We start from the raw sequence: 11853 nt of genomic DNA on the forward strand, positions 1-11853 counted from the left end.
AATGTTTTGGAGGAATTGAATGTCATCAATTGTATTGAATATGATTGTAAAAAATGAAGCCCATATAATTTTGGAAACGCTCCAAAATTTAGTCAATTCGATTACTTTTGACTACTGGGTCATTTCTGACACTGGATCCACAGATGGAACGGAAAACCTCATTTTGAACTTTTTTAGTGAAGTTGGGATTCCGGGAGAGTTGTATAAAGATGAATGGCAGAACTTTGCGCACAATAGAAATGTTGCCTTAGACCATGCAAGAGGAAAGGGAGACTATGTTCTTACCTTTGATGCAGATGACAGGATTGAAGGGAATTTAAAAATTTCTACTGATCTGGAAGCAGATGCCTATTATCTTAATTTTTCAGATGAGAGCGGAACTCTTTCATTTCGTCGCGTAGCCATTTTTAAAAATAGGCCAGAAGTCTATTGGCGAGGGGTCGTGCATGAATTTATTGAATTGCCTGAGGGTGCCACCTATGGAAATCTTGTCGGACCTTATTCAGTCATTGCTAGAACTAGAGGTGCACGAAGCCTAGACAGTGCTAAATATTTTAATGATGCAACTTTACTTGCAAATGCTGTTCATAATAACCAAGACCCTGATTTAGAGCCCAGATATACTTTTTATTGCGGGAGATCATACCGTGGTGCAGGCTTAAATCATGAGGCACTTCCTTGGTTCAAAAAGCGGGCAGATATGACGAATGGATGGTCAGAGGAAGCTTATTATTCTTGTCTAGAAATAGCACAAATTTATGAAAATGAAGGGAAGGCTTTTGAAGGTCGAGAGTATTTGGAAAAAGCTATCCAGATCAATCCTAATCGTGCTGAAGCATGGTCTGAATTAGCTAAATTGTATAGAGAAAAAGGCCAGCATCACATTGCTTTTGCCTATGCTTACATGGCTAAGGATTTAGAATTAAATCCAGATAGTCTATTTAGCTGGGAGACGGTTTATGATTATTGGATTCCATTTGAATTGTTAGAAAATGGTGTCAAGATAGGGAATTTTGAAGTTGCCTACCAAGGCTTCAGATCATTAATTCTGGCAGGACAAGCCGATACTTATAAAAATTATTATGAATACTTGCCTCAATTTGAACAATATCTAGATAATGAGATTATTGAGAAGATAATAGAAGTAATCAATGGGACAGAAGCTTGATAGCAGCAATGCTAGATAGACTTTTGTCGATTAGAGTGGCTTGATACAGCCTAAACTTTGAGAGTGGGACAGAAATCGGTAATTCGTTAGAATTCGATTTCGTCGTCTCACCCTCCGCACAGTTGAGTAGGGCTGCAAAAGCTGATGAAATCAGCCTAGTAGAGCCCACTCAACCACTGCGTCTTGCTCGACAATCCAAAGACAATTGAGAGGCTAGGACAAAAGTCCTAGCCTCATTTGTTTTGGAGAAGTTGCTATTAGCCTAGTTCTTAGTTTTGAAAGGCAGAAAAAAACCAGAAATTCCTTATGAATTTCTGATTTTTTATTTATTCTTGATAAGAAACGATGCCAATGATGGTATCGACAGCGCGTTCCATAGTTTCTAGGCTGACATATTCGAAACGGCCATGCATGTTTTCACCGCCAGCAAAGAGATTAGGTGTCGGGATTCCCATAAAGGAAATTTTTGAGCCATCAGTACCGCCACGGATCGGCTCGATAATCGGCTGGATGTCCAGACTTTCCATGACTGCTTTGGCGATATTGATCGGTGTCATGTCCTTTTCAATGACCTGCTTCATGTTGTAATACTGGTCTTTGAGGGTCAAGATGACGCGCTCGCTGCCCAGCTCTTGGTTCATTTTATCAGCAATAGCCTGCATAGCAGCTTTGCGATTTTCAAAAGCCTCTGTCTCAAAGTCACGAACAATGTAGCTGGCTTGTGCTTCCTCGACTGTACCGGTCAGGTTCATCAGGTGGTAGAAGCCTTGGTAGCCATCGGTCTTCTCTGGCCGGTCGGCTTCTGGCAGCTGGTTATGGAAGTCAATAGCCAGCTGGAGAGCATTGACCATCTGGTCTTTAGCAGTCCCTGGATGGACATTGCGGCCCTGGAAGGTCAGTTCTGCTCCAGCAGCGCTAAAGGTTTCGTACTGGAGCTCGCCTAGAGGTCCGCCGTCTACTGTGTAGGCAAAGTCCACATCAAAGTCTTCAGCGTCAAACTTATCAGCACCGACACCGATTTCCTCATCTGGTCCAAACCCAACTCGGATTTCTCCATGCTTGATTTCTGGATGGGCAGACAGGTATTCAATAGCAGTCATGATTTCAGCAATACCTGACTTGTCGTCTGCTCCCAAAAGGGTTGTGCCGTCAGTCGTAATCAGGGTTTGGCCCTTGTATTTATGGAGACTGGCGAAGTCTGCAGGATCTAAGTTAAAGCCAGATTGCCCCAGCGGAATCACGCCGCCGTCATAATTCTCAATGACCTGCGGCTGGATGTTTTCTGCGTTGAAATCTGCTGTATCCATGTGGGAAATAAAGCCAATTTTGCGAGTAAAGCTAGGGTCGTTGGCTGGCAGAGTCCCAATCGCAAAGCCATTTGGTAGGTAGTAGACATTTTCCAAGCCAACTCGCTTCATTTCAGGAATGAGGACATTGTTAGCAAAGTCGACCTGACTCTGAGTGCTGGGTGTAGTAGTAGATGTCTCGTCTGAGCGTGTGTTAACCTTGACATAGGTCAGGAAACGATCTAAAAGATTAGGGTATTTCATAAGAGCTCCTTGTTTTCATAGATTAAGTCTATTTTAGCACAATCTTGAACAAAAGACATCTGTAAGTCAACATTTCTCTAATTGAAGGTCTTGGAAGATGCTCGTAGTGAAAATAGCTGCAAATAAGATTTGTAAGAGTAGACAATAGACAATTTTTGCAAGCTATTAATATAAAATTGTTGAGAAAAGCAATGGCAAATATGCTAGAGGAGTATGTTAAGAGAAATTTTGTGATATAATAAAAAGTAGAAAATCAATATAGTAAATAAGAGGTAGTGCCATGATTTATGAATTTTGTGCAGAGAATGTCACCTTACTAGACAAGGCTTTAGAGGCTGGAGCCAAGCGGGTTGAGCTGTGTGATAACCTATCAGTTGGTGGGACAACGCCTAGCTACGGTGTCATTGAGGCTGCAGTACGAATGGTCAAGCCTTATGATGCGACTGTGATGACCATGATTCGTCCTCGTGGTGGGAATTTTGTCTATTCAGACGTGGAAATCGAGATAATGCTTTCGGATATTCAAAAGGCACGTGAGGCAGGGAGCCATGGCCTCGTTTTTGGTGCCTTAACGGAAAATAATGAGATTGATTATCCTAAGATGGAGCGACTGCTTGAAGCGGCTCAGGGGCTGGATGTGGTCTTCCATATGGCTTTTGATGCGATTCCTGCTGAGTATCAGTTTGGCGAGTTAGACTGGTTGGTTGAACATGGAGTGAAGCGGATTTTGACTCATGGCGGTCCAGCGTCAGAGTCCATTCTAGAGCATTTGGCTTGGCTGGATGAATTGATTGAGCATGCGGCAGGGCGGATAGAGATTTTACCTGGTGGTGGAATTAATCTAGAAAATCGTGCTGAGATTGCTGACACTTTGGGTGTTGATCAATTGCACGGCACCAAAGTAGTATTTTAGCAGGAAAGCTCATGCTGGATTTATTTGAAAAATACAGGCTGAAGGAAGAAAATTTGCTGGATTATGGCTTTGTCAGGTCTGGTGCAGAATATAGCTATTCGACCAGGATTATGGCTGGCGACTTCCAGATGGATGTGCTGATTTCCGATGGAAAGCTAGATTTTCAGGTACTTGACTTGGATACAGGTGACGAATACCGGCAAGTCAAGATGGAAAGTATGGCTGGAGAATTTGTCGGACAAGTCAGGGCGGCCTGTCAGGAGCTTTTGCTGGATATTCGGCAGCATTGCTTTGAGGAAGTAGGATTTCTTTATGAGCAAAGTCAGCGACTGAGTAGCTATGTGGCAACTACTTATCAGGGACAGTTGGAGTATCTCTGGGAGAATTCTTCTCGTAAAAGTACTAATGGGGCTGCTGTTTTTCGCCATCAGGATAGCAAGAAATGGTACGGAGCTTTTTTGACGACCGACTGGTCTAAGTTTGAGAAGGAGCGCAGTGGTCTGATTGAGGTTCTCAATGTCAAGAGTGACCGAGTTGCGGAACTTATTCAGCAAAAGGGTATTTATCCCGCCTTTCATATGAATAAAAAATACTGGCTCAGCCTGCCCTTGGATGGAACCTTGTCGGATCAGCAACTTTTTGATTTGCTGGATACCAGTTTTGCTCTGACCAAGAAAAAATGAGCATAGTTTGCCTGAGTTTCATTTTCAGATGAAATAACGTATAATAGAGATAGCGAGAAACGGACAGTCGGATTAGGGGCTGTCCGTCCTTTGTTTGGAATGAGGAAACGAAATGAATCTTATCAGAAAATTGGACTGGTTTTTTAAACTGGAGAAGCGACATTATATGATTGGCATCTTGGCCTTGTCTCTGGTCAGTGTTTTTAATCTGATTCCACCACGAGTCATTGGACAGGTTATAGACAGGATTGCGGGGCAGAGTCTGACTGCTAGAGAACTTGCTTATAATCTTCTCCTTTTGATTTCGTCCGCTTTTATCATGTATGGTTTGCGGTATGTCTGGCGGCTCTATATCTTTGGCACTGCAAATAATCTGGGGCGCATCTTACGCTTTCGGCTTTTTGAGCATTTTACGCAAATGCCGCCAAGTTTTTATCAAAAATACCGAACGGGTGACCTCATGGCTCATGCAACCAATGATATCAATGCGATAGTCAGCGTGGCTGGCGGTGGTGTAATGTCGGCGGTAGATGCATCTATTACTGCCTTGGTGACCCTCATCACCATGTTTTTGGTCTTGGACTGGCGGCTGACCCTGATTGCCATTCTCCCTCTGCCCTTTCTGTCTTGGGGGACCAGTTTGATTGGTCGGAAGAATCACGAAAGCTTTAAAGCAGCTCAGGAGGCTTTTTCTGATCTCAATAATAAAGTTCAGGAAAGCGTAGCGGGGATTAAAGTAACAAAGTCCTTTGGCTATCAGAATGCGGAGACGGAGTCTTTTGCAGCAATCAACCAAGAAGTCTATCAAAAGAATATTTTAGCTGCTAAGTATAATTCTCTGTTTGACCCCATGGTGCTTATTTTTGTCGGTTTATCCTATGTTCTGACCCTGATTTTTGGAGGAATGTTTATCTCCCAAGGTCAATTTACAGTCGGTGAGCTGGTTACCTTTATGACTTATCTGGATATGCTAGTGTGGCCGCTGCAAGCGATGGGTTACCTAGTGAATATCAGCCAGCGGGGAGCTGTTTCCTATGAACGGATTGAGAACTTGCTGGCTGAGGAGTCGGATGTTGAGGAAGCCCAGCAGCCACTTGCCAATATTCAAAATGGCCGACTGGACTATGAGATAGATTACTTTGCTTATGAGAACGAAGTGACGTTGAAGGATATTCACTTTACATTAGAAAAAGGGCAGACCTTGGGGATTGTTGGGCCGACTGGATCTGGGAAGACCACCTTGCTACGCCTTTTGCTGCGGGAGCAGGATATTCAGCAAGGAGCAATTTATCTGAATGGGCACGATATCCGAGAGTATGCTCTTAAGGATCTGCGAAGTCTGATCGGCTATGTGCCTCAGGATCAGATTCTTTTTGCTCTATCCATTCGGGACAATATCCGCTTTGCCAATCCACAACTGTCAGATGAGCAAGTTATCCGAGCATCCCGACTTTGTGGTGTTTATGAGGATATTAAGGCTATGCCGGATGGTTTGGATACGCTGCTTGGTGAGCGGGGCGTCTCGCTTTCTGGTGGTCAAAAGCAGCGTTTGGCTATGAGCAGAGCCCTCATCACCAATCCAGAAATTTTGATTTTGGATGATTCCTTGTCAGCAGTGGATGCCAAGACCGAGCATGTGATTTTAGAAAATCTCAAGCAGGAACGAGCTGGCAAGACGACCATTATCACTGCCCATCGTCTGTCAGCCATTGTCCATGCGGATTTGATTTTAGTGCTGGAGAATGGCCACATCAAGGAGCGAGGTAGCCACCAAGAGCTGCTGGCAGCACAGGGCTGGTATGCTCAAACCTATCAAAATCAGCAACTATATGAACGCTTTAAGGAGGAGTCTTCAAAATGACAAAACAATCAACTTTTAGACGCCTCCTAGGCTATATGTGGCGCTACAAATGGATTAGCCTCTTGGCTCTGGCCTTTATTTTTGCGACAACCTTGGTGACAACGGCCTTACCGCTCTTGGCTCGTTCTTATATAGACCAGTTTGTCAGCCGAGAGGCAGCCACAAATGGGCTCTATCTGCTGGGAATTTACTATGGCCTCTTTCTTTTGCGTGTACTCCTTACTTTTCTGGGGCAATATGCCTTTGCACGGGTGGCCTATAGCATTGTCCGTGATCTTCGGCAGGAAACTTTTGCGAATATGCAACAATTACGAATGGCTTACTTTGACCAGACTGCAGCAGGGGCTATCGTTTCTCGCTTGACCAACGATACCCAGTCAGTGGCTGATATTTTTAGCAGTATTTTTTCTAACTTCCTCAGCTCCATGCTTATCTTGGTGGTGACAATCGTAACTATGCTGGCTCTGAATTGGCGGCTGACTCTGCTGATTGTCCTCTTTTTGCCTATCATGCTTGGTTCGATTATCTTGTATCAGCGGCTGTCCAATCGCTTGCTCAAGCAAGTTCGAGCTAAACTAAGCGACCTCAATGTCAAACTTTCTGAGAGCATTGAAGGGATGCGGATCATTCAAGCTTTTAGTCAGGAAAAGCGGCTAATCGAAGAATTTGAAGCAATCAATGGAGAACACCTAGACTTTAGCAATCGCTATCTGAATGTGAACAACCTCTTTCTGCGCCCTGCTATGTCCTTGCTGAAAATCTTGGCTTATGCCCTTATTCTGACTTATTTTGGCTTGAGCTGGCAAGTAGCTGGAGTGACTGCGGGTATCATGTATGCCTTTATCCAGTATGTCAACCAGCTTTTCAATCCCTTGATCGATGTCATGCAAAATTACTCAGTTCTTCAGACATCTATGGTGGCTGCGGAGCGCGTTTTTGAACTGATGGATCGTCGAGACTTTGAGCCTGAGCAAGCAGAAGAAGGACCTGAGATTCAGGCAGGCAATATTGGCTTTCAGCATGTGAGCTTTTCCTATGACGGAAAGAGAGAGATTCTAATGGACATTTCCTTTAGCGTTAAGCAAGGTGAGACGATTGCCTTTGTCGGATCAACGGGTTCGGGCAAATCCTCCATTATCAACCTTTTCCTGCGCTTTTATGAATTTGAGAAAGGCAAAATTCTTATTGATGGCAGAGATATCAGAGACTATAGTCAAGCAGAGTTACGACGAAATATTGGTCTTGTTTTGCAGGATCCCTTCCTCTACCATGGCACCATTGCCTCCAATATCCGTATGTATCAGGAAAATCTATCGCAAGTAGAGGTCGAAGAAGCAGCTCGCTTTGTCGATGCCCATGACTTTATCAGCCAGCTAGCTCAGGGCTATGATAGTCCGGTTACTGAGCGCGGCTCCACCTTCTCTAGTGGCCAACGACAGCTTTTGGCTTTTGCCAGAACCATCGCAACCAAGCCTAAAATTTTGATTTTGGACGAAGCCACTGCCAATATCGATTCGGAAACTGAGGAGCTGATCCAGCATTCTCTTCGGAAAATGCGGCAGGGCAGAACGACTATTGCCATTGCTCATCGGCTGTCTACGATTCAGGATGCCAATTGCATCTACGTTTTAGATAAAGGGCGCATCATTGAGTCTGGTAGCCATGAAGAGCTTCTAGCGCAAAATGGGACGTATAAGAAAATGTACCAGCTGCAGGCTGGAATGTTGGATGCCTGAAAAACAAGGAAAAATTCAAAGAAAAGAGGTTGGGACAAAAGTCCTAGCCTCTTAATTGTCGATCAAGACGCAGTGGTTGAGTGGGCTCTACTCCGCTGATTTCATCAGTTTTTACAGTCCTACTCAACTGTGCGGAGGTGGGATGACGAAATCGAATTCTAACGAATTACCGATTTCTGTCCCCCTCTCTTTTTTAGATAGTCTTTAAATTTTTCCAGATTTTCTTTTAAATCATCAAACTGTAGCTTAGCGTAGTGGTAGGGGCAGGTCTGAATGTAGCTGCTTTCAAAAAAGTCCAGCGGCAGCTTGCTATGTTTGAGGGAGCTGACGGAGGGAAGGGATTGGAGGTTAAAAATCACGCCATCTGTTGTCAACTGGTGGGGCAGAGGGAAATTAATAGAGTCCAAGAGGAATCGTGCCTTATTTTTTTCAGTTTCCAGTCGGTTAAGTAAGCCTAGACGATTCTTTTCAAACATCAGATTGTCAATGTAAAGGGAGAGAGCCTTTTGCATAATGAGGTTGCTGTCGTAGTCAACCGCTATTTTATAGGACAGAAAGGTTTCTCGAATCTGAGGTGGCAGAGCCAATGCTGTGATGCGTAGGGCAGGAAAGAGACTGGTAGAAAAAGACTTGATATAGAGGACATGTTGACTATTATCCAGATAGTGAAAAGGCAGTTCTCGCTTGCTATCAAAGTCAGCCAGATAGTCGTCCTCAACAATATAGACATCATAACGTTCAGCAAGGGCAAGGATTTCTTCCTTTTCCTGACGGCTGTAGGAATGTCCTAGTGGATAGTGAAAACGGGGAATCGTATAGAAAAACTTGATCCGCCTTGTTTGAAAAATCCTCTCTAACTCTTTCAGGTCAATCCCAGTCGGTTTACGTTCAATGGTCTCATAAGGCAATTTCTGATTTAGCAGTAAATCATTGATTCGGTGGTAGGTTGGTTGCTCAACCAGAATGGTCTCTTTACCATTGGGGAAATCAATCTGGGAGAGAATGTAGAGGGCTTGTTGGGTACCGGAAGTCAGAATCAGATTGTCTGCAGAAGTGTAGACTGCGGAGTCCAAGAGCAAGCGCTGAACTGACTGTCGCAACTCCTCCAGTCCTTCTTGTTGGGAATAGTAGTTGAAAAGATAGTTTTCCCGACCAATCAGTGTCTCATTGACACACAGGCGGAAGTCTTCATAGGCTTGGTGGCGGTCGTCTGTCACAGCCAGTTCGATATCTTCCTTTTTGTTTTGGTCATTTTCCAAGACATAGTAGCCACTCTTAGGTACAGCATAGATGTACTTCTGATAACGAAGCTCAATCAAGGCCTTCTGAGCAGTATCCTTGCTGCAACGGTAGCGGTCTGCCAGTTTGCGGACGGAGGGAATCTTTTGACCCGTAGTAAGTCTTCCCTTATCAATATCCCTGATAATTTTATCCATGATGGTTTGGTATTTAGCTTTTGTTGCCATCCTGTCCCCCTACAGATTTCTTTCTCTTATTTTACCCTATTTCTGGGAAGCTGACAAAGTTTCTTGTTCATTCAAAATATAAAAACCAGCCTTGAATTTTCTTCAAAACTGGTTCAATCTAGAACATTTGCGCCGTGCCTATTCTTGCAGAAAGCCCAGTATCGCTAAGGCTTCCTCGATATAGTCTAAGTCCTGCTGAGAATCTGCCTCGATTAGATGGTAGTGGACTCCATTTGTTAGCTCGGATAAGGCACGAAAATCGCTCTCTGAGACTTGCTCTAAAAATTGCTGCACATCACGACGGCAGGTTAATTTCAGATAGGTCTGGATTTCCCCATAGACAGGATGCTCAATCATGATATTTTGCACTCGTCCGCCATTATCAACAATGGCCAAAAGTTCTGCTTCGATATCATCTGCCTTGTGTTTGAGTTTAAAAAGTCTGTGAAAATGAGCGGGCTGATTACTTTCTTTATAGAGATAGCCCCTATTGGTACTGATAATGGGAGTGCCATCGGCTCGCAGTAGGGCAATATCCTGAACGATAATCTGACGAGTGACATGAAATTGTTCCGCCAAAAATTGTCCATTTAAAGGTTGTCGAGCTTCTTTTAAAAGCTCTAATAAATCATTTCTTCGTTTTTTTGTCATAACTTCATTGTAAATCAAATCTCTAGAAGATTCAAGCTTTAACGAATCTTTTTCAGAGCCTGATAGACAAATTTTGCAATGACAAAGTCCACCATGCTGTGAACAATTGTGCCAAATCCAACTAAACCGAAGAGGATATAGAAGGCATTCGCTGGATAGGCTGTCGTCGTATAAAAGAGAATGCAGACCACTACCTCACCAAAGGCATGAATCAGGGCCAGCACGAAATTAAAGATCCAAGCCTTTTTCTGACTGTCCAGTGTTTCAGGATGCTTTTGCAGATAAAGAGCTCCGATAGTACCGAAGAGTAGGTGAGACAGGGCTCTCAGGGTGATGATGAAAGGAAGACCGGACATGAAAAATCCGATGGTAGAGCCGAGAACGACAATCACTGTCATGAGTGGTGAGATGAACATGGCCAGAAAGATTGCAACGTGGCTGGCTAAAGTGAAGGAAGCAGGCGGAATGACAATCTTAATCGGCATGACTAGCGGGATAACGATGGCTAGGGCAGTCAAGAAAGCGGTCAGTGTCATAAACTGATTTTTGGATCTTGGTTTCATAATAAACTCCTTTTAACTTCTGTATATACACTAGAATAGTACATTGTTTTGACACAAAAGTCAAGAAAGTTTTTTAAAAACAAGTGATTTTCTTTGCCCATTTGTCAAATAAGATAAAATATCGTATAATAAGACGGTAAAATATGGCTGTCATTCGGTTCTTATTTTTTTCTGAATGTCTGCCCACTTATAAGGAGAAATGAATTAATGAATAATTTACCAAATTGCCCAAAATGTAACTCAGAATACGTTTATGAAGATGGTGTCCTCTTGGTTTGTCCAGAATGTGCTTATGAATGGGATCCAGCAGAAGTTGCAGCAGGAGAAGCTGGTCCAGTAGCCATTGATGCGAACGGAAACCAGTTGGCTGATGGGGATACAGTTACCTTAATCAAGGACTTGAAAGTAAAGGGTGCTCCTAAGGATCTCAAACAAGGAACGCGCGTAAAAAATATCCGCATCGTCGAAGGCGACCACAATATTGACTGTAAGATTGACGGATTTGGCGCTATGAAGCTCAAGTCAGAATTTGTCAAGAAAATCTGAGAAGCGTTATGAATAAAAAAGTAATTCTTTCTTATCGCCTTCTTCTTCTGGTTTTGGCTTTTGTAGGGGTCTATCTGGAAATTGCTAAACTTGGCGTGGGAATGCTGATGTACTACACGGTCTTGTCTAATCTTCTGGTTCTATTATTCACCGCCTATCTCATTTTTAGAATGTGGACGGACAATAACTGGGAGAGTTCCAAGCTGTTGCGCGTGAAGGGCGGTGTGACCATGTGTATCATGATTACCTGCGTGGTCTATCACTTGCTCCTAGCTCCGATTGCGACCGATTTTTATCGCTTAGAAAATTTCCTTTGCCATTACATTGTGCCTCTCATGTTTTTCTTTGATACTCTTGTATTTGATAAAACTCGGCAGTATCGTTGGTTTGATCCCATTTCTTGGACAAGTGTTCCGCTGATTTACATGATTTTTGCCCTTATTAACGGTTTTTTCTTGAAAATTGATATTCCCAATGCTAAGGATAAACCCTTTCCCTACTTTTTCCTGAATGTCTATAAGCACGGTTGGCCTTATGTTATCAAGATGTGCTTGATTATCTTTGTGGCCTATCTAGTCTTCGGTTATATTTTTTACGGAATCAAATCTATCTCATTTTCAAAGAAGAAAACTTAGATTCTTATAATAGGAATAGAAAACAGATGTTCTCTGTTTTTTATTTTGTTGAAATGGATTAGCAATTTATCGTAAAAAAAG

The 11853-nt window shown here is 43.2% G+C and carries 11 protein-coding genes; 7 read left to right on the forward strand and 4 right to left on the reverse strand.

What is annotated here, in order from left to right:
* Positions 1-19: 19 nt before the first annotated feature.
* A complete protein-coding gene (locus HBA50_RS04635) occupies positions 20-1168 on the forward strand; it encodes a glycosyltransferase (RefSeq protein WP_045497130.1) in 1149 nt (382 codons plus the stop codon).
* Between the two features lie 326 nt (positions 1169-1494).
* On the opposite strand, the gene pepT is transcribed toward HBA50_RS04635, so the two are convergent.
* On the reverse strand, positions 1495-2718 hold the full coding sequence (gene pepT, locus HBA50_RS04640) for a peptidase T (protein WP_045497132.1): 1224 nt from the start codon (positions 2716-2718) through the stop codon (positions 1495-1497).
* A gap of 280 nt (positions 2719-2998) precedes the next feature.
* Between pepT and HBA50_RS04645 the strand changes: the two genes are divergently transcribed.
* The 4 genes from HBA50_RS04645 to HBA50_RS04660 all read left to right on the forward strand — a co-directional run bounded on the left by HBA50_RS04645 (position 2999) and on the right by HBA50_RS04660 (position 7911).
* Positions 2999-3631 (forward strand): copper homeostasis protein CutC, encoded by a 633-nt coding sequence (locus HBA50_RS04645; protein ID WP_045497134.1) that lies wholly within the window; start codon positions 2999-3001, stop codon positions 3629-3631.
* 11 nt (positions 3632-3642) lie between these two features.
* Positions 3643-4314: an MmcQ/YjbR family DNA-binding protein gene (locus HBA50_RS04650; protein WP_045497136.1), complete on the forward strand. Its 672-nt coding sequence runs from the start codon at positions 3643-3645 to the stop codon at positions 4312-4314.
* A gap of 112 nt (positions 4315-4426) precedes the next feature.
* The gene (locus HBA50_RS04655) at positions 4427-6175 is read left to right on the forward strand and encodes an ABC transporter ATP-binding protein (protein WP_045497139.1); all 1749 of its coding nucleotides are present in this window, start codon (positions 4427-4429) and stop codon (positions 6173-6175) included.
* A complete protein-coding gene (locus HBA50_RS04660) occupies positions 6172-7911 on the forward strand; it encodes an ABC transporter ATP-binding protein (protein ID WP_045497142.1) in 1740 nt (579 codons plus the stop codon). Before HBA50_RS04655 ends, HBA50_RS04660 begins: the two co-directional genes overlap by 4 nt.
* A 158-nt stretch (positions 7912-8069) precedes the next feature.
* Here HBA50_RS04660 and HBA50_RS04665 read toward each other — a convergent pair whose 3' ends face one another.
* The 3 genes from HBA50_RS04665 to HBA50_RS04675 all read right to left on the reverse strand — a co-directional run bounded on the left by HBA50_RS04665 (position 8070) and on the right by HBA50_RS04675 (position 10591).
* Positions 8070-9377, reverse strand: coding sequence for an aminotransferase-like domain-containing protein (locus HBA50_RS04665; protein WP_045497147.1), 1308 nt, complete (start codon positions 9375-9377; stop codon positions 8070-8072).
* Positions 9378-9515: 138 nt separating this feature from the next.
* The gene (locus tag HBA50_RS04670) at positions 9516-10028 is read right to left on the reverse strand and encodes a transcription repressor NadR (protein WP_045497149.1); all 513 of its coding nucleotides are present in this window, start codon (positions 10026-10028) and stop codon (positions 9516-9518) included.
* Positions 10029-10066: 38 nt separating this feature from the next.
* Entirely contained in the window at positions 10067-10591 is a 525-nt protein-coding gene (locus tag HBA50_RS04675) for an ECF transporter S component (RefSeq protein WP_045497152.1), read from the reverse strand.
* Between the two features lie 207 nt (positions 10592-10798).
* On the opposite strand from HBA50_RS04675, the gene HBA50_RS04680 reads away from it, so the two are divergent.
* The gene (locus tag HBA50_RS04680; protein ID WP_005590197.1) at positions 10799-11137 is read left to right on the forward strand and encodes a zinc ribbon domain-containing protein YjdM; all 339 of its coding nucleotides are present in this window, start codon (positions 10799-10801) and stop codon (positions 11135-11137) included.
* 8 nt (positions 11138-11145) lie between these two features.
* Entirely contained in the window at positions 11146-11772 is a 627-nt protein-coding gene (locus HBA50_RS04685; RefSeq protein WP_045497154.1) for a Pr6Pr family membrane protein, read from the forward strand.
* Positions 11773-11853 lie beyond the last annotated feature (81 nt).

The sequence above is a fragment of the Streptococcus cristatus ATCC 51100 genome, from assembly GCF_011612585.1.
Taxonomy (GTDB): Bacteria; Bacillota; Bacilli; order Lactobacillales; family Streptococcaceae; genus Streptococcus; species Streptococcus cristatus_H.